General features: G+C 43.1%; 17 protein-coding genes. 4 read left to right on the top strand and 13 right to left on the bottom strand.

The genetic code is table 11. The features are described from left to right. Positions 1-39 precede the first annotated feature (39 nt). Complete coding sequence (locus tag BM210_RS10390) at positions 40-579, top strand: hypothetical protein (protein ID WP_256223466.1); 540 nt, start codon at positions 40-42, stop codon at positions 577-579. A gap of 46 nt (positions 580-625) precedes the next feature. Here BM210_RS10390 and BM210_RS10385 read toward each other — a convergent pair whose 3' ends face one another. Genes BM210_RS10385 through BM210_RS10375 form a run of 3 tightly spaced genes read right to left on the bottom strand, consistent with a single transcriptional unit; the run spans position 626 to position 3,317 of the window. After that, a complete protein-coding gene (locus BM210_RS10385; RefSeq protein WP_256223465.1) occupies positions 626-2,554 on the bottom strand; it encodes an EAL domain-containing protein in 1,929 nt (642 codons plus the stop codon). A gap of 55 nt (positions 2,555-2,609) precedes the next feature. Beyond that, a complete protein-coding gene (locus BM210_RS10380) occupies positions 2,610-2,990 on the bottom strand; it encodes a DUF423 domain-containing protein (RefSeq protein ID WP_091167598.1) in 381 nt (126 codons plus the stop codon). A gap of 27 nt (positions 2,991-3,017) precedes the next feature. Continuing rightward, the gene (locus BM210_RS10375; protein WP_091167596.1) at positions 3,018-3,317 is read right to left on the bottom strand and encodes a hypothetical protein; all 300 of its coding nucleotides are present in this window, start codon (positions 3,315-3,317) and stop codon (positions 3,018-3,020) included. Between the two features lie 183 nt (positions 3,318-3,500). Between BM210_RS10375 and BM210_RS10370 the strand changes: the two genes are divergently transcribed. Both BM210_RS10370 and BM210_RS10365 read left to right on the top strand, forming a co-directional pair. Next, the gene (locus BM210_RS10370) at positions 3,501-4,280 is read left to right on the top strand and encodes an ABC transporter ATP-binding protein (protein ID WP_091167594.1); all 780 of its coding nucleotides are present in this window, start codon (positions 3,501-3,503) and stop codon (positions 4,278-4,280) included. A gap of 114 nt (positions 4,281-4,394) precedes the next feature. Continuing rightward, entirely contained in the window at positions 4,395-4,871 is a 477-nt protein-coding gene (locus BM210_RS10365) for a MarR family winged helix-turn-helix transcriptional regulator (RefSeq protein WP_091167593.1), read from the top strand. 80 nt (positions 4,872-4,951) lie between these two features. Here the strand turns inward: BM210_RS10365 and BM210_RS10360 are convergent, their stop codons facing one another. The 3 genes from BM210_RS10360 to BM210_RS10350 form a co-directional block, all read right to left on the bottom strand. After that, positions 4,952-5,965, bottom strand: coding sequence for an SDR family oxidoreductase (locus BM210_RS10360; protein ID WP_091167591.1), 1,014 nt, complete (start codon positions 5,963-5,965; stop codon positions 4,952-4,954). Positions 5,966-6,435: 470 nt separating this feature from the next. Further along, positions 6,436-7,518, bottom strand: a complete 1,083-nt coding sequence (locus BM210_RS10355) for an alcohol dehydrogenase catalytic domain-containing protein (protein WP_091167590.1) — start codon at positions 7,516-7,518, stop codon at positions 6,436-6,438. Positions 7,519-7,785: 267 nt separating this feature from the next. Further along, entirely contained in the window at positions 7,786-8,337 is a 552-nt protein-coding gene (locus BM210_RS10350) for a PadR family transcriptional regulator (RefSeq protein ID WP_091167588.1), read from the bottom strand. A gap of 129 nt (positions 8,338-8,466) precedes the next feature. Here BM210_RS10350 and BM210_RS10345 point away from each other — a divergent pair, with 129 nt between their 5' ends. Then, the gene (locus BM210_RS10345; protein WP_091167587.1) at positions 8,467-9,696 is read left to right on the top strand and encodes an alpha/beta hydrolase family protein; all 1,230 of its coding nucleotides are present in this window, start codon (positions 8,467-8,469) and stop codon (positions 9,694-9,696) included. Positions 9,697-9,789: 93 nt separating this feature from the next. On the opposite strand, the gene BM210_RS10340 is transcribed toward BM210_RS10345, so the two are convergent. The 7 genes from BM210_RS10340 to BM210_RS10310 all read right to left on the bottom strand — a co-directional run bounded on the left by BM210_RS10340 (position 9,790) and on the right by BM210_RS10310 (position 23,763). Beyond that, on the bottom strand, positions 9,790-10,479 hold the full coding sequence (locus tag BM210_RS10340) for an MgtC/SapB family protein (protein WP_177237738.1): 690 nt from the start codon (positions 10,477-10,479) through the stop codon (positions 9,790-9,792). Positions 10,480-10,928: 449 nt separating this feature from the next. After that, positions 10,929-11,726, bottom strand: coding sequence for an S-layer homology domain-containing protein (locus BM210_RS10335; protein ID WP_091167585.1), 798 nt, complete (start codon positions 11,724-11,726; stop codon positions 10,929-10,931). A 441-nt stretch (positions 11,727-12,167) separates the two neighbouring features. Beyond that, positions 12,168-17,729, bottom strand: a complete 5,562-nt coding sequence (locus tag BM210_RS10330) for an S-layer homology domain-containing protein (protein WP_091167583.1) — start codon at positions 17,727-17,729, stop codon at positions 12,168-12,170. Positions 17,730-18,249: 520 nt separating this feature from the next. After that, entirely contained in the window at positions 18,250-20,550 is a 2,301-nt protein-coding gene (locus BM210_RS10325; RefSeq protein ID WP_091167582.1) for a helix-turn-helix domain-containing protein, read from the bottom strand. Positions 20,551-20,945: 395 nt separating this feature from the next. Continuing rightward, positions 20,946-21,836 (bottom strand): hypothetical protein, encoded by an 891-nt coding sequence (locus tag BM210_RS10320; protein ID WP_091167580.1) that lies wholly within the window; start codon positions 21,834-21,836, stop codon positions 20,946-20,948. A gap of 53 nt (positions 21,837-21,889) precedes the next feature. Beyond that, positions 21,890-22,768: a carbohydrate ABC transporter permease gene (locus BM210_RS10315; protein WP_091167579.1), complete on the bottom strand. Its 879-nt coding sequence runs from the start codon at positions 22,766-22,768 to the stop codon at positions 21,890-21,892. Between the two features lie 86 nt (positions 22,769-22,854). Continuing rightward, entirely contained in the window at positions 22,855-23,763 is a 909-nt protein-coding gene (locus tag BM210_RS10310; protein WP_091167715.1) for an ABC transporter permease, read from the bottom strand. Positions 23,764-23,797 lie beyond the last annotated feature (34 nt).

Raw genomic sequence — 23,797 nt, 5'->3', positions numbered from 1 at the left:
TATAGTTAAATTAGGTATCGTTCAAATGGAGGAGTCCACATGGATATTAAGCAGAATACTATAGACAGACGCAGATTTCTATTCAATGTAGATATCCTGATTGAAAGCGAATCCAATGGCCGTGCTCTGGAAAAGCTACTACACTTGTTAAATACATCCGAAGTTCAAGATTATTTGGTCAAAGAGGGAATTCATTTAGGTAAAACCATTGAAGTCATCATGCGCGAAACCATTAGTAAGCAACAAGCAGACACCCACTCCGAGGAAAAACCAGATATAACCAAAGAAAACAAACCTTTGGACAAAGCAGCAGCCGCCACGAAAAAGAATAGTGCTGCCAGCCCCGCCAAGCTGGAGGATCCGCATCAACCTATCTGGGATCAATTCCAGAGCTTTAAGGAACGCAACTCCCTGGTTCGACTTACCATTGTCAAAGCCAAAGGAATCAAGCTGAGCCTGCCCTGCCGTATTCTCAATGTTGATGCCCCTGGAGGCATGGTATCCGTATATCATGTTGATGAGAAGCAAGTCTATCTGTTCAAAATCAATGAAATTGATGATTTCGCAGTAAGTTCATAAAAAAAGCCTTTAACGGGATAAAAATCTCCAACGTTAAAGGCTTTTTTTATTCGCCTGTCTCCTCATCCTGGTGTGCCGCAACCTGCTGAAAATGCAGCATAAGCTCCTCAGCTTTTACCGTGCTGACTGGAGGACTGAACCAGTAGCCTTGAATTTCATTACAATGATTGTTCCGCAAAAAACCAAGCTGATCCTCTGTTTCAACGCCTTCGGCAATAACCCTTAGGTTCATATGCCGGGTCATCGCAATAATGGAAGCAACAATAGCTGCATCATTGGGATCAGTCATGATATCACGCACAAAGGATTGGTCGATCTTCAGCTTATCGATCGGAAATCTTTTTAGATAAGATAACGAGCTGTAGCCTGTTCCAAAATCATCAATGCTGATCTTCACTCCCAATGCCTTCAGCTCCAGCAATACCCCAATGGCAAAGTCCACATCCATCGTACTGCTTTCGGTAATTTCCAGTTCGAGGTAAGATGCAGCCAAGCCAGTCCGTTGCAAAACTGCAGAGACTTGATCACGCAGGTTATGCTGGAGAAACTGCCGTGTTGATAAATTCACAGACACAGGTACAAACAGAAATCCCTCATCCTGCCAAAGCTTATTTTGACGGCATGCCTCCTGCATCACCCATTCACCAATCGGTACAATTAAGCCGCTCTCCTCCGCATAAGGAATAAACTCATTTGGTGGTACCAGTCCTCTAACGGGATGAAGCCAACGAATTAAGGCTTCAAAGCCGACAATATTACCCGTTTGAATATCCATTTGAGGTTGATAATGCAGCAGCAGCTCATTATGACTCAGTGCACGTCGCAGATCATTTTCTAGGGTTAGCCGCTGTAATGAATCGGATTTCATCTCCGTATTAAAGATTTGATAGGTCTGCTTACCTTTGTTTTTGGCATGAGTTAAAGCAATATCTGCATATTTGATTATCGTTTCCGCATCTAGTTCTTCATCCGATAACTGAGAAATACCGATACTAGCTGTAATATGTAATTGGTATGCCTCTAAAGTAAAGGGCTCCTCCAGAACAGCGATGACTTGCTCCGCAAGCTCCGTAACTGAGGCTGTACCGGAACGTCTCGCGAAAAACAATGCAAATTCATCACCTTGGGTACGTGCCAAAAAGTCATCTTGTGTAATGCATCGGCTGAATCTCTCCGCAAGCTGCAGCAGCAGCATATCCCCATAATCATGTCCAAAACAATCATTAACCACCTTAAACCGATCAATGTCTATTAAGAATACAGCCAGAAATATAGGATGCTGCACTGCCTTGGTTATCGATTCGTTCAGTTGGTTAATAAACAAACTGCGATTAGGAAGTCCCGTCATGTCGTCATAATAAGCCATATGGCGAATTCGCTCTTCTGTCCGTTTGTTAGCTGTAATATCCTGACCAATTACAATAATGCCTGTAATATCCATACCTTGCTTGATCGGTGCTGCCGTAGCATCGAGGTCAACCCGGTAGCCATCCTTATGCTGCACAGCTGTTTTGAAAGTTTGCGGAGTACCTTGACAAGCGTGTTGAACAGCGTGTAGGGAGTGTCTTGCGCTTTCCTCGGAGAGTAATGAATGAAAGGAGATGTTGATCATATCCTCTTTCAAATAACCGATAAGTTGTTCCGTATTCCCGTTTGCTTTAATTATCACACCTTGGCAATCCATTAAAAATACGATGTTAGGATTGTGTTCAAACAGGGATTCAAACATAGGCTGATTCTCTTTTAACCAGCTTTCCATCGAATCATGCACAGTACCATATTGGATCTGCTTGTTGCTGATAAACCATTTGGGGCGAAATATCAAAAGTAAGAGATAACTGCATGTAACTGCACTGAATCCCAAAACAAGCGGGTTGGGGAACCACAAAGCCACTGCCAAGGACAATAGAAAATTGGAAGCGAATACTACATAAAGCTTCGCGGGAACCTTACAGGAGCCGGCAGCTTTAATCATTAAAGCTCCCCCCCTTCTGCACATAATTACAGATATGATTCCAAACTATCAACAGCTATTTCTTGATACTTTTCCTTGCTGCTATAATAAAAAATAACCATCCCAATAAAAATGCTACACCGCCAAATGGTGTGATCAGGCCAAGGATCGTTACTCCTGTCAAGCTAAGTACGTAAAGGCTTCCCGAAAATAGTACAATTCCGATCAACAACGACCAACCTGCTCTGTTCAAATTGCTATTATTCGGTAAGTAGGCTGATGCGAATCCAACCAAGATTAATCCAAGCCCGTGGTACATTTGGTATTGTACGCCTGTCTGGAAATTAGCGAGCATGTTCGGTGGTAATATATCCTTCAGTGAATGTGCACCAAAAGCACCAAATAAAACTGACAAAAAGGTGCAAATGCAGCCAATTATCACAAAACGAGCATTCATTCCATTAGCCTCCACTTAATAGTAAATTTACACCTCACCAACATCATGCTGGCCAATAATTAATGTTATAGGTTCGAGATACACTCGAGTTGTAGCGGGTTGAGTGATCAGATCAATTTCAATATCTACGATTCGAATGCGCTGTTTCTTGCCCTCTCTTCTATCATAGACAACTTCAAACTGTCTTAATCCCAATTCATTTGTAATAATGGAAGAGCCTACAGCGAGCGCGGACAGCTCAAAATCACCATGGTCAAACAATACCTCGCTCATGATCTCGTCACTCATATCAACAATTTTTACAGATTGACTGATTGAATATTTCACTCAAACTCCCCCTTAAGCTCTGCTATTGCTTCAAAAATTTGAATTCGACATAATCCCCCTTAATTCCTGCTTATGCCAAAAATTTGTAAGACCAAGTCCTATTTATGGTAATATCACTTGTATTGAAGATTCAACGTACGATATAATTTTTCGAATAGCACTTGTAGGAGGGTCTATCCGCTTATGAATAAAATTATTGAAATGAACGAGGTTAGTTATCAAAGAGATAAGAAGACCGTGCTCAATCATATCAACTGGCATGTCAATCAAGGCGAAAATTGGGCTATTCTAGGTTTGAATGGCTCCGGTAAAACCACTCTGCTAAATTTGTTGAATGGCTATATGTGGCCAACCTCGGGTAGTATTCAAGTTTTGGGGCATCAATTTGGCGATGTGGATGTACGGGAGCTCCGCAAAACGATAGGCTGGGTCAGCTCTTCCTTGCAAGAAAAGCTATACGGTTCGGATCGAACTCAGAATGTTGTAATCAGTGGTAAATATGCATCCATCGGTTTATATGAAAAGCCAACTGAGGAGGATTACGAGCGGTCGTTAACTTTGATGAAGCGCTTGGGGTGCAGCCATCTGGTAGACCGTACTTATCAAACCTGCTCGCAAGGAGAAAAACAAAAGCTGCTAATAGCGAGAGCTTTAATGGCTACGCCAGCATTATTGATTTTGGACGAGGCTTGTAATGGGTTGGATTTCATATCAAGAGAAATGCTGCTCACAAGCATCACAGAACTGGCTGCGCAGCCTGATGCCCCACATCTTTTATATGTTACTCATCATACGGAGGAAATACTTCCCCTTTTCAGTCATAGCTTGTTGATCCGCCGTGGAGAAGCTTTTATGCAGGGCCAAACTCGTGATGTGATGACAGAGGCGAATCTATCAACATTTTTTGAAACGTCTGTCGATGTCCGATGGCATCAAGAACGGCCTTGGCTGTCGGCTACCTAACATTCCATAAGACTGCAGACACTTATATTAAAGGACTAAATGAACTAATTCGTGTAGGTTTGTGCTATGATAGTAAATATATCAGTTACTTAACTAGAAGTAAGGGGGAGTCTGATGAGCACAATTTCCGACAATAGTAAGGATACAATACTAGAGCCGACAACCGTAACATCCCTGTGGAAATCCTTAATGGAATTAAATCGTCAAGTCAAGCAAATGATTCAACTGATGAGTATAGAGAGCGGTATTTCCTATTCTTCCGTCTGCCTTATTTTCAAACTGGAGCATGTTCCCTCATTGAAAATGAACGATATAGCCGGTTTTTTGTCCATTACCGTCGGTGCAGCTACTAGTTTAGTTGACAAGCTCGAATTACAAGGATGGATTGAGCGCATTCGTTCTGTGGAGGATCGGCGAATTATTAATGTTCGCCTGACCGAACAAGGCATCCGTCAGCTATCCGAAATAAGACAGCAATTCACGGCGCGGGGTGAGCATATTTTCACTGCCATTCCCCAAGAGCAGCTCGCAATTATGGAACGTGAGTTAGGCAAAATCAATTCGATGATGAATAACTACAATCAAATATAAACCGCATTCAAACTAAAAATAACCCTCCTACACTAGTCGTGACGTTGAAGGGTTATTTTGCGTTCATTTTCGGACGAAGGCTAGCTGTTGGCCCGCTGCCGTCCCGCCTCGTGGGCCTCAACAATCCGATCCATCAGTTCATTCCAAGCTGTGTCCACGGTGCATCTCTCTGGGTGGCTTTCGAACCATTCCACAGTCCGTTTGATCCCCTCATGGAAAGGTACCGTTGCCACGAAGCCAGGAACGAATCGCTTGATTTTGCTGTTATCAAATACACTGCTCACTGCCTTATCACCCAGCAAGCCGCCAATACTATCAGGAGAAAATGCCGTTATGAAATTGGATGAGATATTCGTAATATTCGGCTCTACACCTGCTGCTGCCCCGATGAAACGAGTGATCTGGTTCCAATCCAGCACTTCATCAGAGGTAATATGAAAAGCGTGTCCAATAGCTTTGTGATTGCCTAATAATCCAACAAAACCTTTGGCAAAGTCCGTATTATGAGTCATGGTCCAAAGAGAAGTTCCATCCCCGTGTACGATAATCTTTTTGCCTTTGCGCATCCGATCCACTAAAGACCATGGGTGGCTCCAGCTATTTAACGCTGATGGAATCATCGTATCTCCATACGTGTACGACGGTCGTACAATCGTGATCGGAAAGCTGTCATTGCGATAAGCATTCATCAGCAAATCCTCACAAGCGATTTTATCTCTGGAGTACTGCCAATAAGGATTGGCAAGTGGTGTAGATTCAGTAACCAAATATTGTGTTGAAGGCTTCTGATATGCCGAGGCCGAGCTGATAAATATGTATTGGGAGGTTTTTCCTTTGAACAGCTCTAGATCTATGCGAACATGATCAGGTGTAAATGCAATCCAATCTACGACAACATCAAATTCAAATGGCTTCAACGCTTCAGCCGCGGCTGCCGAATCTCGGATATCCGCCTTAATCACATGAGCGCCCTCAGGTACATAATCATTCCGCTGCCCCCGATTCAACAGGTACAACTCGATTCCTCTTTCTACGGCAAGCTTGGAGACTGCCTGGCTTATTAATCCCGTTCCTCCAATAAACAAAACCTTCATGTCCATTCTCCCTCCTAAGAGCTTCCTTCAGGAAGCTCACTTCGTAAGCATGTGCTGAGCTTCCTTCAGGAAGCTCACCTCGTAAGCATGTGCTGAGCTTCCGTTAGGAAGCTTGTATCGTATGTTTCTGCTTAACTACCATATAAAATAATAACATAAGAAGGTTCATAAGAAGTAGAATAGTATTACATTCATTTTATTATACAAACTGACATTGTAAATTTTTGAAAAACGACGGATGCTCACGATGTGTGCACTGCCGACCCAAACTTCACCGATAATTGGAACTTTTTTAAATTGTCCTGAAACAAAGTACTGCAAAATCAATCTCCGCTTTGTACATAATATGCGCATGCAAAAGAGCCATCAAAACCACTTCTTAAATGATTTTGAAAGCTCTTTTGCCTATGTTGTGTAAGAATTCACTCCTGCTTACCTGTTGGAGCATCGGCTTGAAGCTGTGGCTGCCTCTAAGGAGTTAATATAACTTTTATACACTGATCTCCCTTCTCCACCATGTCAAAGCCTTCCCGCCACTGCTCAAGACTGAGCTGATGCGTGACCACTCCTTCCGTTGGCAGCTTTCCGCTGCCGATCCATTCAATGACAGACTCATAGCAATAAGGGCTTAAGTGGGCGCCATAGATGTTCAATTCCTTGGAATCCCCTATAATGCTCCAATCGACGGTCACCAAATCTTTGAACACACTAAATTCCACAAAGGTGCCCAGCTTGCGTACAAGTTCCAGCCCCTGCTTGACGCTGGCCGGATGCCCTGTAGCCTCAATGTAAATATCACATCCATAGCCGTCCGTCATGTTCATGATGATTTCTTTAATATTTTCTTTGGATGGATTGAGCGTGATGTCAGCACCAAAAGCCTTCGCCAGCTCCAGTCTATCGTCCTTCATGTCGAGTACAACCAGCTTTTTGGGATTTCTCAGCTTAATTGCGCCTATCATGCCAAGCCCCAATGTACCTGTACCCGCAAGCACCACAATATCCTCATTGCTAATATTCGCACGATCAACACAATGCTTGGAGCATGCATAAGGCTCTACGAGAACTGCTTTTTCAATCGGGATTTCCTTGGGAATCGTATAATTGATCGCTTCCTTCGGAAATTTCATATATTCAGCCATTGCGCCGTTTACATGAGTTTGAAAGCCATAAATATCATGCCTTTGACACATCCAGTACTTCCCTGTTTTACAATATCGACAGTCCCAGCAGGGAACAATTTGCTCGGAGATTACCCGGTCTCCCACTTTAAAATCGCCCTTGACACCTGCTCCCATACTTACAATTTCTCCGACAAATTCATGCCCCGGTATGGCCGGTGTTTGAATATAAGGTGGATTTCCGTCACCGCCCCAAATCTTGGGTGCACCGAGAAAGGTTTTGACATCGCTTGCACAAATGCCGCATGCCTCTACTTTAATCAAAATTTCCCCATCGCCCGCTGTAGGCACATCAACCATCTCAAGCCTGTAATCGCCGATTCCATAGACGACAAGCGCTTTCATTTTATCGGGAACTTGAATCTGCTCCATTGGCTTATCCTCCAATCATACATACTGCTGCAAGTTAAACGGACAGTCACTAAGATCTGCTGCTCCTGCTCACTAATTTGAAAATGGCTATACATAATGACAAGTTCTTCCCTACAATAACACCATTGTCACACTGTCTATCATTAGATGACTGGTAAACGTTTACTATTTGGGGATTATTATAAATTACCCTCTACCGTTAGGCAAGAGGGTAATTGGTTATTCTTTGTTTGAAAAGAGCACCGGAAGCATTTACGGGGCTTGTAGTTAAATTTGATTTCCCTGCAGCCATCCAATCATTTTATCACACCACTCCATATAGCTCCGCTCGAAGCCGATCCCCATCTCGACGACGGCAATCGTAGAAAATATAGGGTGCTCACTAGTTAATCGACCGTACTGCTCACGGAACCCGTCAACCTTTTGGATATAATCCTGAAGCCGGTTTTGATGCTCCAGCTTTTTTTCCTTTAGGAGCTTGATCATTGTATCCGGATCCACCAACCATGCGCTGTACTGCTTGAGAAGAAATTCATCCCAAGCCCCAGGCTCACTCGGTTCAATGACCCACGCCTTCAGTTTTTCGATACCTGCTTCCGTGATTTCATATACTTTCCGTGCCGGCCTGTACGATTCCCGTTCAAACGATTGTAGCTGAACCAGACCTTCAGCCTCCAGCTTGGAAAGAACCGGATACAGCTGATTGTTGTTGATCTTATAAAAAATATGAATTCTGCCGTCCATCTGCTGCTTCATGTCGTATCCGCTTAAAGGCTCACGCGCCAATAAAGTGAGTAATACATATTGGATCGTACTCATTGCTTTATCCCCCTAAAAATATAAGTTAATTTTAACATAAGTTATTGTTGACATATAAATTCAAATATTATAAGTTAATATTAACCTATTAAGGGAACTACTACAACTAAACATTGAGGAGAGATCAACATGCGTCTTGTTTTTAACGATCAAACATTTTCATTTGAATTACTGCGTACTCTAAGCTATGCACCTTATGGAGGGGCTGACATTGGGGAATGCCTGTTAACTGCTAACCGCATTGAGGAAGGCAATTTTGAAAGCTGGTATAAGGAATGGCACGCAACCGCCGAACGGGTTCATTCCTTGGCAGAATCAGCACTTGCAGCTGGTCAGCGGGTAAGTGCTCGCGAGGCTTATCTCCGCGCTTCCAATTATTATCGTACGGCAGAGTTTTTTCTGCATGGCAATGTTCACGACTCCAGAATTTTGTCCACTTGGGAAAACAGCAGAATCACCTTCTGGCAAGCTGCTCAACTCATGGATACGCCCGTCGAACAAGTGAATATCCCTTATGAAGGAACAAATTTAACAGGTTATTTATATAAGGTTGACGATTCCAATAAGCCCCGCCCTACGCTCATTATTCATGGTGGCTACGATTCTACAGGCGAAGAGCTGTATTTCGGCGGAGCCGCCGCTGCTATTCAGCGCGGTTATAACTGCCTTACCTTTGAAGGGCCAGGTCAAGGCTCTGCCATTCGTCTGCAGCAGCTCCCATTCCGGCCCGATTGGGAAAAAGTCGTCACACCGGTGGTTGATTATGCATGCACCCGCTCGGAAATCGATCCACAACGAATCGCGCTGATGGGTATCAGCTTTGGCGGTTACCTTGCTCCGCGAGCAGCGGCCTATGAACAACGTCTTGCAGCTTGTATCGCGAACGATGGCTTATACACCTTTCGATTCAGTGAAATGGGCAGGCCTTTTATGATAGCAAACGGCAAAAAGGATGTTCAACCTACAGACTATGAAGAGGTTATTAGAAAAATAATGAACCAGCATAGCGGCGTACGCTGGGCAATAGAAAATGGAATGTTTACCTTTCAAGCGAGTTCCCTTATGGAGCTTGTACACAAAACCGAACCCTATTCTCTTGAAGGCGTTGCTGAACTTATTACCTGTCCGACTTTGATATGCGAGGCCGAAGCCGACCTTTTTTTTGCTGGCCAGCCCCAGAGGCTGTATGATGCACTTACTTGTTCCAAAACCTTTATGAAGTTTACCGCTGAGGATGGCGCTGAGGAGCATTGTCATTTTGGAGCCCTGCTGCTATTCAATCATCGCCTGTTCGAATGGCTGGATCGGACGCTGGAGATCAACTCATACAATTCGCAGCCAGCTTATCGTGCACAATAATGGCTTACTTAACGCTTGGAATCCATACAGCAAAAGCCCCTTTTGCATCAACTGCAAAAGGGGCTGGCGCGAACAAAGGTTTACGAGCATTTACTAAAGAGTTTCAACCTCTACCGTTTCAATATAGGGCAAGCTTTTCATCTCATAATAGACCTCAGAGGCAAATTTCTTCTCAACAAGAAGAATAAAATTCAATTCCTGCTGCTCGGCGCTCAACTCTTTAATGTGAATATTGTTCATCTTATAATGCTTGGCTATTATCAGCTTGATAATACTTGTCAAATCTCCTTCGTGCAAGACAACAAGCTTGATACGAAGCTCTTTTAAGATTAAGTTTTTTGGCCCTATCTTTTTGATAAAAAACGGAACGGCTACAACACTCGCCAAAATGAGAATCAAACCAAAAATAGCCTCAATATAAAAACCAGCTCCTACAGCAATTCCCAAACCGCTGGCTCCCCAAATCATGGCAGCAGTCGTCAAGCCTACTATGACATCATTCGATTTTCTAAGAATTACACCCGCTCCCAAAAAACCGATTCCGCTCACAACCTGGGCAGCCAAACGCATCGGGTCCATAACGTGAAGCCCAGCTATCGCATACTTGTTCGCGGATTCTATAGACACAATTGTTAACAAGCAGCTACTGAGGCAAATAACCAAAGAGGTTTTCAATCCCAATGGCTTGTTGCGAATCTCCCGCTCTACGCCGATAAACATACCCAAAACAGCTGATATGCCCAGCTTCATTAAAATTTCAAGCTCAAACCAACCTATTTCCATCAGGCATCCACCTTCTAATTACGATCAACATTCTGTTAAAACTGCACTCTTTGTATTTATGACTGTATGTGAGACGGAATCGCTTTATTATATCAAATAATACCTGACATTGAACAGTCAGGAACGATGATCCAATGATTATGCTGCTATATAAGATGAATTAAACGTCATACCAGCAAAGAGGCGCTGCGAAAGCAGACCCTCCTTCCAATCGCTGTTGCAGCCAGATTCTTTCTATTCTTGGCCCTATAGGGGTAAGAATCCGTCTGTAAAGGCGAACACTTCGTTTCTCCAGAAGGGACCGCTTTCTCCGCTCAGGCTACTAGTAGTCTCATCATCCTTTTCGTAGGAACAGTAAAAAGCCTGCTATAGCCACTAAGATGGCATAAGCAAGCTTGTCATTTATATGGCTTGGGGAGCCTTAGGCCCCCTAAGGCCATTCTTTCTGATTAATTCATGAATTCGGCGAATACAAGGAAACGCTTGAGCATAACTGCTGCTTCAGCACGAGTAGCCTTGCTGTCAGGAGAAAATGTCCGATCAGTTGTTCCTTTCACAATACCGGCATTTAGAGCTCCCGCCGCAGCGTCTTTGGCCCATGCAGAGATAGCAGAGCTATCATCGAAAGCAGCCAATTTCTTGGTATCTGTGTCTGATTTTTTACATGCAAGCTGGATTGCACGAGCAATCATCACCGTCATTTGCTCGCGTGTAATTGTTACATTTGGCTGGAATTTTCCGTTGTCCAATCCTTCAATGAGACTTGCCGCGCGCACCAGCAGTGCAGCAAATTCAGCACGTGTGATGGAATTCTGCGGTACGAAGGTCGTATCCGTTGAACCATTTATCAGCAGTTTGGATGCCAGCTGTTCAATGTCTGCCTGCGCCCAATGACCGCTTAGGTCAGCAAATGTTTTGTCTGCTTGAACAACTGTATAGATACTATTGCCTGGACGTTTAATCGTTACGATTAGACTGCTTCCATTTTTTGAAAATAGGGTAGGAACGAATGTCATAGTACCCGTATCTGGATTGTACAAAACACCAGCAGCTTTATTCGTATCTACAGAGTTGGATATCTCGAACGATCTTGGCACATAAACGTTACCGAAATCATTTACCGATATCGTTTTTCCGTTAGCCTCAGCCGTAATCGTAAAATCCACAGCACCAGCTAGAGTGGTGATCCCCTTCTTAGTTGCATTAGCTATAACCGTATCCGCTGCGACTCCACTTAGTTTTTCCACTAAGATGTTAAGCTTTACATCTTTAACATCCAGGTAGTACAGAAGTTACAACAATAATCCGGGCATTGTATTTCATCGTATTTCAATGATGACTTTGAAAAATTTGAAATTAGCATATCCCATACTATGGCGTACCAAAATAAAAAACACCTCACAGCTTAGGTATCGGACTCACTCAAGGTGAGTTCAACATCTAAGCGGAGAGGTGTCTTTCTAATCAAAACTAGTTAAGATGAACCAAAGAAACACATAGCCCGAGCGGAGAAAGCGGACCCTTCTGGAGAAACGAAGTGTTCGCCTTTGCAGGCGGATTCTTACCCCTAAGGGGCTAAGAATCGAAAGAATCTGGCTGCAACAGCGATTGGAAGAGGGGTCTGCTTTCGCAGCGCCTCTTTGCTGTCATGATGTTAGTTCATCTTATATTGTTAAGAAAGGCTCATATTATTGTGTAAAATTTACTTTGGAAAGCATTCTGCTTAGAATTACAGAGCTTTGTGCTCTAGTAGCAGTAGCCGCTGGGTCATACTTACCCGAATCGACACCTTCCACAATCTTCTTGTCAGCCATTACGGAGATGGCTTCTTTGGCCCAATTCTCGAACAGATTTTCATCTGTAAATGTTACTTTCTGTCCTGTATTAGCCTCATCGTATCCGGCAAACTTCATTGCACGGTAAATCATGACTGCCATTTCCTGACGGGAAATAGGTTGATTCGGACGGAAGGTTTGATCATCGTATCCCGTAACGATACCTGCTTCCGTCGCAGCGTATGCTTGACCCTCGAACCAATCACTGGAACGGACATCGTTGAACTTGATTTTGGACGATGCTGCGGATTTTAAACCGATTGTCCGGGTAATCAGAGCTGCAAATTCTGCACGGGTAACCGCCTGCTCCGGTCGGAATTCATCTTTCGATATACCCTGAACAATAAACTTATTGGCCATACCCTCAATTTCGTCTTTTGCCCAATGATTCTTAATATCAGCAAAAGTAGCGTTATTCTCCAACAAAAGGTAGGTACTGTTTGTTCTACTATATAGTGTTACTTCTGTTCCACTCACCATAAAAGGAACAGGCTGATAAGTGGTGGTACCTTGGTTGTCCGTTTCGACACGGACTGCTGCCAAGTTATGTGCGTTAAAGCTTTCTTCCGTCTTGATGGTACGAGGTACATATTGAGTAAATGTTGAAATCTCTATGCTTTTTCCATCTGGTGAAGTTGCCTTAACTATGAACTCGACGGCTCCAATAACCTTTTGGCCTGAAGTCTTGGCCACTTCCACAGCAGTATTATTTTTGGAAATACCTATATCCAAACTCACATTTTCCTTAGCAACTCCTAGTTTAGCCGCTAGATCCTGAAGGTTGATCTGTTTGACAGGCAGTTCATAGTTTCCTAATTTCGTCTCAACAGTCAGTGATTTCACTTGCCCATCGGTCACGATTTTTTGCAGTGCGGCACTATTCAAAGATACGTTGATCTGATCGGCTTTAACACTAGTTTCCACGGCTAGTTTGATTTTACCGTTAATGGAAGCTTTCAAAGCCGTATCGATCAACTTGTCATCGACTTTAGCTTGGGCTACTGACTTTCCTCCGACGTTTTTAACCTCTGCATTAATTGGGGTGGCTTGGTTGTTATTATTACTTTGTTCACCCTGCGTTGGAGAAGTCGTTGTTCCTCCAGATGAGGAGCCCGTGCTGTTACTATTATTATCATAGAACATACGTATGAGATTGATTTGATAAGTTTTTTTAGTAATACCGTCTTCAGCTGTCACTTCAACCGTTATGGTATTTGCTCCAGGCTTTAAATAGTCTATTTTTACATCGGTCCCGCTTGCTTGTACATTATTGTTGATTTTAATCATTGCCCTATTACTAAGAGATGTAGCATTGATCACGAGCGAGCTAACCCAACTGGCTACATTTAATGTATATACTGTTTTGTCTGCAGCAAAAGCAGGAGTTGGATCGAATGTAGATGTTCCTTCCATTATCTTCAGACCGCTCAAGTTGGCGTTGTTTGGCTCTATAGAAGATAATTTCAATGCAGGACGAAGTGATTCAAGCTCTTTTTCTCTTGAATAAAGCTCTACGTTCACACCTTGCTTTTGTGTGTCCACAATCATAAAGGTAGCTTTTCCACCAACCTGTGAGTTCACAAAATCCGTCAACTCTTTTGTAGCTACATCGTAGGAGCCGACTTTATACCCCTGCATCGTAAAACTTCCAAGGAAAAAAGCTGTTGCTCCCGAACCAACTACTTCCGAGTTGTTTGGATTATGATTAGGTGAATTACTCCAGTTAATTCCGCTTTCACTCCAACTGCTATCTGTCAACCCGTAAACGCTTAATGTAACCGATTCATCCCCTGGATTGATATCCGTCAGTTTACCGCTAAGCTGAAGCGCTACATGGTTCACTGTAGACATACCACTCAAATCGTATTTCAAATAGGCAATACCTAAGGAATTGTTACTTATAGTACTTTTCACAGTCATGTTTTTAACTTTGTCGGATAATCCCACTCCGTTATTTTGTTGTGGGTTGACTGCATCTACCCATGCATCCTCTGTAGAATAACTCAGTGAATCATAGACCACATTTCCAGAAAAGTTGACCATGTTGTTAATAGTGTTATTCAAATTGTTATTTTGGGCTAAAATCCCTGAGCCCTTTTGAATTTTGATTCCATTTGCGTTACCGACAATCGTATTCCCGATAAGCTGGATGTCTTTCGGGTCACCAGCTCCAACGAAATTAGCGTTTTTATCACCAAGATCATAATCAGCCACGATCGGCCAATCTTTAGCTGTAAAATTACGGAAGACATTGTTTTTTACTATCGTTCTCGGTGAATTCAATAGACTGAATCCCACGATCTCTTGATTATACTCAGTGCGTACTAACGTATTATCAAGCTCTATGGTATTCTGTTCGATAATGGTATCTGGCGAGCCCATTGTAACTGATATGCCTTCAGCCGAGTTTCTTATGATATTATCGTGAATATAATTCCCGTATCCAGACTCAGCATGGTTGCTTGGAGCGCCACCGCCCGTATTCCCTAAGCCAACACCTGCTCCTCTTTTGATTCCAACAGCAGTGTTTCCATAGACTTCATTCAGATATTCGTATTCACCATGGAGGTCGATCGCGTCTAGAGTAGTATTAATAAATTGATTGTTTCTTACAACATTGTTGTGACTATAGTACTGAATGATAACCCCATGTCGTAAAGCATCTGTGCCATCAAAAATATTGTTCTCGACCAAGGTATACAATGAATCGTCGTTCTTACCAAAATGATCGTCTTTCGGCTTACCTTGTATAGATATTCCGTATCCCGCACCACTTGGACCAATGTCAGTAGCCTTACGGAATATTGAATTTTTCACCACAACATCGCTTGCCTTACTAAGACGTATACCCATTTGTTCAAATTTTTCAAAAATCAGATTATCCACAACGATATTTTTGGGCCCTGCAGACGTTCCGGCTTGATCGATATAAATTCCGTTCTTCGGACCGCCTTTTGTAGTGCTTGGTAATACCGGATCTGTTGGATATTTATCATTCCAGGTAGATGTAATAGTAAAGTTAGAGATTACGACGTCGTTTATACTGGTTGCTAACAGTACTCTACTGCTGCCAACCGTTGAAGCAATATCTGAAAGTAGAACAGTCCCTTCCCGGCTTTCCCCTCTAAAGTTCACTCCAGTTTTTAATTTGATCTGTGAGCTGGCATCTGTAAGAGTTATTAATTTATAAATGCCATTTGGCAAATAGACCTCATCACCTGGCAGAGCTGCATCAACTGCTCTTTGGATCGCTGCACGGTCATCACTCACTCCATCTCCTTTGGCACCAAATGCTGTGTCTTTGACGTTCAATGTTCTACCCGTTACCTTATTTGGATCAGGCATCACATGGACCGTACCATCTGGGTTATACAAACCTGGCTTTGTTGGTCTTATTGCTGTATCCGGTGTTACCGGTGTGCCTTGTGAATACGCAGAGTTGACCATCCCGCCTGGATTTGAGGAATAGAGATGGACTACCGTATAGCCGTTATAGTCTGTGGCAGTATTACCTTTACCAATGATTCTGACATAACGCGCATCCGTATCAGGCAAATCGAAATTCTCCATACTGAGTGTAGCACCACTGCTTCGTCCCTCATATATCTTATTCCATGTTACTAAATCGTTAGACGTTTGGACTTCGAAAAAGTAAGATCTTTCATCACCTTTATAAAAAGCGATGCCCGCAAAGCCGATGGACGACACCCCGCCCAAGTCGAATTGTAGCCATTGACCTTTACCAGTTGCACCCCATCTAGTAGTTAAATCATCCTTTACATTATTTTCTTTATTTCCTGTTGCAGGATCTTGATCTCGAATCCCGTCATAGCTGCTTGCTGAAATTTGAACGTTTAAGTCATATTTTTTCTGTGGAGTAACCGCAACCTCGTTGGAATTAACACTGTGAATGTTACTTGAATTTACATCTTGAACCACATAAAAATAAGTGGTTCCGTTTTGTGCTGTTGTATCCGTATAAGCCGTATCTGTAACATTGGATGCTATTGAAGTATAGGAGCCGTTGGATGTGCTTGCCCTTTTCACCTCATAACTGACGGCACCTGCTACAGGTTGCCATTGCAGCTTGGTCAAATTGAAGCCAGGAATGGCAGTCAAACCTTTAGGAGCTTCCAAAGCAGGAGCAATGAATACAGAAACTTGAGAAGAGTTTTGACTTTCTCCTCTTACATTAACTGCGGATACCACATAATGATAAGTGCTGCCTATACTTAAACCGGTATCCATGAAATTCGTAACCGTAGGATACACAGATTTCACTACGGTATCTTGATTACTAAAGTTCCCGCTAACCATACTGCGTTTTATTTTGTAACCAGTAATTTGCCCTACAGGATCCCAAGACAATACAGCTTGTCCTTCCCCTGGAGCAATGCGCAAATTAGTTGGAACACCAGGGATTTGGGTGGAAGCCTGTGGAGTAACGGAGATTTCAGATGATAGCGCTCCGTCAATATTGTCTCCATTACTGGCTTTAGCGACTGAACCCACTACATAATAATAGGTGCCGCTTGGAACGTTGCTGTCAGTGTAAACACCGCTAGTCACGGTAGCTATAGTCGAATAGGGACCACCAGGTGTTGTACTGCGTTTTACTGTATATTTCTCTGCGCTTGCTGCGCCAGACCATTTCAAATTGATCTGATTATCCACTGCCGATATAACAGATAAGCCGGTAGGAGCATTAGGAAAAACCTTCATTGCATGAAAATTATCAACATATGCGTCTATCGTTAAATTCACATTAACACCAACCTTAGTTGGTGCTGTAATTGCAGTATCCGTAGCTACAATTGTTGGTCCACCACTAATGGAGCCAATCAATGTAGAGCCTTTCACAAGCAGCGTTAATGTATAATATTTGTTGAGGGTAAAATTGGGGATTGTTTTCTGGGCTAAAGGTGCTGCTTGTGTAGTGCCGCCCACTCTTTTAAGAAGCTGTAACTCCCCGTTTTTAATGACTAAGGCATAGAAATCGTTATTACTATTCTGTCTGGCATTGATACCGATCTGACCTGTGCTACTGGTTGTAACAACCTTGACATCAGCTGAAACCATGACATCTGTTGCATCAAACACATAACTTCCGGTTCCCCCGATAAATACAGTTGAAATCCCAGTATTGTTTGCTCTCAAGACATTCGAATTGGAACTCGTATCTTTGGCAATAGTCCAAGGATTGGTACCCGAATTGGATTTCCAGCCATATTGAAGGTCTCCATTACCGCTTGTTCCAAATGCTGTGCTTGTAGGAAAGTTTTCAAAATCCTCAAACCATTCGTTAGTAGTATTCAAAGTTACTGCTGAAACCGATTGTATCTGCGGTAATAACATAAATAGCATAGCCAAGCAAAGAACCATACTGATATTTTTCCTTATTTTTCGTCCAATCATCACATACACCCCTCTGTCAATTAATAAGATAGTAAACTTCACCAGTTGTCTCTTCAACTTGTACAGAAAAAGATTTCATTTGTCGTACTTACATCATCGATGCAGGTAAAAATCGAGGACTTCTCCGAAGAATCAACGTTGAAGTATATCTGTCATCATGTAACCTCCGATTCTTTGAGCAAGTATTCATTCGTTTGTACATCAAACCGAAACTAAATGAAAGCGCATTCATAATTATACTTGCTTTTTATTTGCAGTAATATGGAGTATTTCTAGATGCCATTGTAATTTCATTAGTTTTATGAATATTATTTTCTGGATATTACAAAAAAGCACGGTTGGATGCCGTCCCATATATCGTTGGTCATGGGCATTCGCAGCTCGTAGGATGATTGTATCCCCAAGCAGGTTTTGGTCATTATCAGGCTCAGCCTGATGATTAGTGCCGCGAAATGGCCGCCTGAGGAAACATCAATAAGTTCAATACGTCCGGGATCGAATATCCCATTCTTTAACTTCCTCAAAACTTCCTTGCCCGATATTGTTGTTCAATAAATTGAGCTCGATATGTACCAGGGGTCATACCTGCAAGCTTACGGAACGAACGAATAAAATTCTGTGAATTATTGTATCTCAGCTTTTCGGCAATTTCAGATATTTTCATTTCCGTATCCTCCAGCATCGTTTTCGCCTTGTTTAACCGATACTGCATCAAATAATCGCTAAAGCTGATCCCAAGCTCCTGCCTAAGTACTTTGCTAATGTAGCTCGGATGATAATTAAGCATATTGGAACAAGCTTCCAGGCTGATGTCGGTATCATATCGATCATGAATCATCCTTACTACTTCTTGGGAAATGGTTTGGTATTTGGTCTTGCGCTGATCCTCGTACACGCTTACTACGGGTTCAATAATTTGCGATTGAAACCAGTTCCTTGCATCTTCGACCGATGAGAGCGCATGAAGCTGCTCCATAAGGGGTGGATCGCCACCAAGCAGCTCTAAATGCGATACGCCGCTTTCCTGCAGAAGCCTGATCAGATTGACAAAGAACCTCGTCACGGCAATTTGATAGTCATTATAGTTATGATACTGCCCGGAAATTTCCACAAAAAAAGGATCCAGCAGCGATTGGATTTTTTCCCTGTCTGCCATTTTTATCGCATCAAAAATTTGCCTTTCCAGTTCTTTGGGATATTCAGTAGTTACATTGTGAGCTGGCTGGACGTCATCAATATGAAGAATGGTCTGCTGCCCAAACAATACCCGGTATTTCAATGCATCCATGGCTTCCTTATAGGCTCGATTAGCGTCCTTGAGCCCACCATAAGACCTGCTAATTCCAACGCTGATGCGCAGCGATAAATAATTTCCAACCTCGTCCTGGATCTTCTTGGCCATAGCATACATATAGGTTCGGAATTCCTCTGTTGATTTGGGATCATCAAAAATGAGCGTGACTTGAGAGGATTGAACAACAATTGGCATCAGTCGGTTGTGGGCTGGAATTAACTCGCCAACCATATTACTTATGGCAAAGAGCAGCAGTTCACTGTCACTTTCGCTGTAACGTGTGCCCTTCAATGTATCTATTTTGATGGTGAGAACACCCATTCGCTTCCATTTGTTTGAGTTGGCATCCAGCTGCCCCAGCCGTTCATTCATTTCCGAAGGTGTTATGTCCCCTCTTACTAGCTTAAGCACATAATATTCTTCCAGTTGCCTCATATGGTTTTTAATTTGATCGGCCATCTGTACTTGAACAGTACGCATCCTTACAAAGCCTTCATTGATCATATGAAATTCATCAATGCGTTTGCGTTCCTTGTCCTGGTTAGTAAATAAGGATTGGTATAATCTTTGAATAGGGGCATACATACGTTGTGAACCAGCAAGAGAAATAACAACAGCCAATAGCAGCATGATGACGCAGGTTGCAAGTATAATCCATCCTGTTTTTCTGGATTCCAGACGGATTAATTCAATGGGAATAACTGAAATGTATATCCATCCGTTAAATGATGAACGCTGAAAAGCAACGCCAACCTGATTTTTGCCATAGTTGGTTTCGTATAGACCTGATGACGCGCTCGATTGGTGCAGTTCAGCAATCAGTGTATCCAGCATTTGCGGGTCCAGCAGCTTGTTATCTTTCTGGGAGGCCAGAATACGATAAGACTCATCCAATATCATAACCTCTCCGAGCGTATTATCGGCAGACAAGTAGCTGCGAAGCTGCTTGCCAGGAATTTCAACAATAAACAAACCATCAGGATTCTCTGAAAATGCAGGAATCTTTTTGATCAGCTTAATCGTTGGGTTGGTCTCGCTATTGCCTGCTCGGAGTAAGCTCTCATTCTCGGCAATCCAAAATTTGTCCCTTTTTATATGAAGATATCGTGATATTTTGGGTTCTACAGCGGTCAGTGAATTCAGTCCTCCGCTATTTAAGATCCATCTCTTCTTTAAATTAATCAGATGAATATCCTGCACACCCACGTCGAAGGTTTGAACACGAGACATGGAGCTTAGCAAATTTTGAACCAATATGAACTGGGACGGCACAATGCCTGATTCCAATGCTTCTGTGACATAGCTGGTATCAGCAAGCCGTTCAATCTGCAAATCGAGAACCGTGAGTATCTGCTCTACACGCAGGCGTGTTTGCTCCAAAATGAGCACATTTCCTGCATTTACTTTTTCCTGAATCGTTTCCGATGTTTTCATGTAAAAAAAGAGACCGAGCATAATGATGGGAAGGGTGCTGACCCCAATTGTGAAAACAATCATTTTAGTCAAATATGTATTAAATCTGAACATGAGCTGCCACCACCTATTTGTACGGCTTCAATATCTGCCCTAAGACCAAACCCTAATAACAACAGGCCATATGATTCCCTCATTATACTATGAGAACGTGTTCAGAAAGGATGGTTGATCCACAAATGGGTAGAGTACAATCGCTCTGGCTGGCTTGATAGCGCAAGCATACCATCTTAGGCCGTAACCAGAAACAATCACCACAAAGCTATTTGGATACGCTTACAAACAGTTTGATTTTAAGCTCATTTTTACCCAAATAATCATTAGAGCGACTTTTGATTATCATTAGATAACATCTTTAGATTACGAAATCGATCTTCCAAGTATGTATAGACAAGTAGACCGGATCGGCTCAAGTGCCGTCCCAGTCTACAAGTTGATTCATTTAGCTTCTATACAGCCAAAAGCGCATTCAAACTGTTAGGCTCCATATTCCCTGTGAAGAAGGCACTGGCACTCAACAGATTGCCGAAGCCCTGCTTCAACGCCTTGCCATAATGACTATTAGGCGCAGCTTCGTAAGCGGCTTGGATCTCTGCTTGTGTAGGCTGTGCACCTTTGCGTAGTGATTGGGCTAATTGAATAATCGCATCTTCGTCTTCATAAAAGTGGATGTCGGACACAAACTGCTTAACTTTCGCCGGGTCAGGATCCATCATGATCTCTGCAAAACGATTCATATGAGCCGTCCGCTCACTAAGCTTAGCGTCCAATCTATCGAACCATCCCTCGATATCTTCAACATCCGGAACAAACGTATGCATTTCGATGAAAAAACGCTGCTGCATCGCTTGAAACCATTCTGACACATCCTCGCTGCTGATGGAAGCTGACGCCGGCAGAATCTCCATGTTTTTCTCATATAACACCGTTCTATAAGGGATCGGGGTATTGTTGTTGTTTACAAACAATCTATGAAAAATAAAAGCATCCTGATAAAGACCAGCTTCCACCGATCCTGTCTTCATCTGAATGTCAGCCGCTCGATGACACAGCCAACCCAACACGAATGCAAGGATAGATTCAGCTTGTGATTTGGGCACCGCAGGTGCGGACCTAAAGCCTATTTCTTCCGGTACCTTCTTATGTGCCTCCCAGTTATCCCGGTATTTGCTTAGCAAGGGAACTGCAAATCGATCGCCAGAGCTTGTTATGCTGCCAAATTGGGCAAAATTGAGATGATCAAAGCCTACTTCTTTAAAGACATCGCAAATGTTGTCTGAGGCAAACATAATACGAAAGCAATCCTCCACTAACGATGTGTGAGTTACGTTCTCTGACATGTCTCATCCTCCATGATTTGATTTGATTAAATTGGTTACGAGTAAGCCGACTATTACCCCTTAACCGAACCGATTAATGCGCCTTTGGCGAAATGCTTTTGCAGGAATGGATACACGCATAAGATAGGCAGGGTAGAGATGACAATGACCGACATTTTAATAATTTGTCCGGGCGGGACGACATAGTTCGAATCAAAGGCAGCTGAATCGCCCAAACCACCCGATGAAAGAATAACGATTTGCCGCAGCCACACCTGAATCGGCCATTTATAGCTGTCATTGATGTACAGCACAGCATGAAAAAAGGCATTCCAATGGTTTACCGCGTAAAAGAGTGAAAAGGTGGCGATCGCCGGGAGTGACAGCGGCAGCACAATTTGCCATAAAATCCGCAGGTCGTTGCAGCCATCAATTTTAGCCGACTCCTCAAGCCCCTCCGGCAGCTGCTGGAAGAAATTTTTCAGCACGATCAAATTAAAAGCGCTGATCGCTCCGGGCAGCAGCAGGGACCAGTACGTATTCAGCATTCCTACTGATTTGACGACCAGAAAGGTCGGAATCATCCCCCCGCTGAACAGCATCGAGAACACCACACCCAGCATAATAATTTTACGTCCATCCAAGTCTTTACGCGCTAATGGGTAAGCCATCAGACAGGTAAACAGCAGGTTGATAGCCGTTCCGGCAATGGTTATAAAGATCGTGACTCCCAGGCTTGTAAGCAGCACGTCTGTGGAGAAAATATATTTGTACCCTTCCAGTGAGAATTCATGAGGAAATAACACCAGCTTCCGGGTGATGAACTCCTGTGGTGATGTGAAAGAGCCTGCCAGAACATAAATAAATGGGAGCACCGTCGCTAAACCAAATAACCCCAAAAAGCTGTAATTCAAAAGGTCGAACAGTCTGCTTCCAAGCGATTCCTTAATCATATGAGTTCTCCTTGTCTGCCGGCAGAGGGCTTTTTTGCTTGAATAAAGCCTTAAATTCTAAACCGTAGCAGTTTATCATTCCGTATTTAGTAGATGCCTTCCTCCCCTATTTTTTTGGCGAAAGTATTGGCCAATACGACCAGGACGATACCAATCGTGGATTTAAACAAATTGACGGCTGTGGAATAGCTGAAGTCTCCCTGCTGGATACCGCGTTCGTACACATACGTATCGAAAACTTCCCCGATTTCTCTGTTCATAGGATTCAGCATGAGGAAAATTTGCTCGAAACCAAGATCCATAAAATGACCAAGCCGCAGGATCAACAGAACTACGATGGTACTCTTGATAGCGGGGAGCGTCACATGAACCATTTGCTTCCAGCGCCCTGCTCCATCCATTCGTGCCGCTTCATACAGCTGAGGATCTACGCCAGCCAGAGCTGCCAGAAAAAGAATTGTGCCCCAGCCGGTTTCCTTCCAAATCATTTCACCGACGATCATAATCCGAAACCAATCCTTATTGAGCAGAAAATTTATTTTTTCGCCGCCATATTGGACAGCCAACTCATTGACAATACCGCCTTCGGTCGTAAACAAAATATAAGCGAGACCTACGACAACGACCCATGATATAAAATGAGGAATATAAATCAAGCTTTGAATTGTACGTTTGTACACTTCCTTGCGCACCTCGTTAAGCAAGAGTGCAATAATAATGGGCAGCGGAAAAAAGAACACCATATTGTAAATAGCGAGAATCAAGGTATTCCTGAACAGCAGCCCAAACTCAGGCTCACTAAAAAAGGTTTGGAAATGCTCAAAGCCAATCCACGGGCTATCCCAAAACCCGGTAAACGGCGAGTAATCCTGAAAGGCAATCAGTACGCCCCACATGGGTGCATATTTGAAAACGAGAAAATAAAGGATGCCTGGCGCCAGCATGTAATACATCCACCGATTTTTCATCAGTCGTTTTTTTAGTGCTGCTCCCATTGAAGCGGCTGTTGGTTTGGAAAGGTTTGCCGCT

Source organism: Paenibacillus sp. 1_12 (genome assembly GCF_900114475.1).
Taxonomy (GTDB): domain Bacteria; phylum Bacillota; class Bacilli; order Paenibacillales; family NBRC-103111; genus Paenibacillus_S.
The sequence above is the reverse complement of the archived record's forward strand: the minus strand, read 5'-3'. Positions and strand labels throughout refer to the sequence as shown.

What these genes read in the sequence shown, in the direction of transcription:
- BM210_RS10390 (WP_256223466.1), top strand. Translation starts at nt 40, where the DNA reads ATGGATATTAAGCAGAATACTATAGACAGACGCAGATTTCTATTCAAT.
- BM210_RS10385 (WP_256223465.1), bottom strand. Translation starts at nt 2,554, where the DNA reads ATGATTAAAGCTGCCGGCTCCTGTAAGGTTCCCGCGAAGCTTTATGTA.
- BM210_RS10380 (WP_091167598.1), bottom strand. Translation starts at nt 2,990, where the DNA reads ATGAATGCTCGTTTTGTGATAATTGGCTGCATTTGCACCTTTTTGTCA.
- BM210_RS10370 (WP_091167594.1), top strand. Translation starts at nt 3,501, where the DNA reads ATGAATAAAATTATTGAAATGAACGAGGTTAGTTATCAAAGAGATAAG.
- BM210_RS10365 (WP_091167593.1), top strand. Translation starts at nt 4,395, where the DNA reads ATGAGCACAATTTCCGACAATAGTAAGGATACAATACTAGAGCCGACA.
- BM210_RS10360 (WP_091167591.1), bottom strand. Translation starts at nt 5,965, where the DNA reads ATGAAGGTTTTGTTTATTGGAGGAACGGGATTAATAAGCCAGGCAGTC.
- BM210_RS10355 (WP_091167590.1), bottom strand. Translation starts at nt 7,518, where the DNA reads ATGGAGCAGATTCAAGTTCCCGATAAAATGAAAGCGCTTGTCGTCTAT.
- BM210_RS10350 (WP_091167588.1), bottom strand. Translation starts at nt 8,337, where the DNA reads ATGAGTACGATCCAATATGTATTACTCACTTTATTGGCGCGTGAGCCT.
- BM210_RS10345 (WP_091167587.1), top strand. Translation starts at nt 8,467, where the DNA reads ATGCGTCTTGTTTTTAACGATCAAACATTTTCATTTGAATTACTGCGT.
- BM210_RS10340 (WP_177237738.1), bottom strand. Translation starts at nt 10,479, where the DNA reads ATGGAAATAGGTTGGTTTGAGCTTGAAATTTTAATGAAGCTGGGCATA.
- BM210_RS10330 (WP_091167583.1), bottom strand. Translation starts at nt 17,729, where the DNA reads ATGATTGGACGAAAAATAAGGAAAAATATCAGTATGGTTCTTTGCTTG.
- BM210_RS10325 (WP_091167582.1), bottom strand. Translation starts at nt 20,550, where the DNA reads ATGTTCAGATTTAATACATATTTGACTAAAATGATTGTTTTCACAATT.
- BM210_RS10320 (WP_091167580.1), bottom strand. Translation starts at nt 21,836, where the DNA reads ATGTCAGAGAACGTAACTCACACATCGTTAGTGGAGGATTGCTTTCGT.
- BM210_RS10315 (WP_091167579.1), bottom strand. Translation starts at nt 22,768, where the DNA reads ATGATTAAGGAATCGCTTGGAAGCAGACTGTTCGACCTTTTGAATTAC.
- BM210_RS10310 (WP_091167715.1), bottom strand. Translation starts at nt 23,763, where the DNA reads ATGGGAGCAGCACTAAAAAAACGACTGATGAAAAATCGGTGGATGTAT.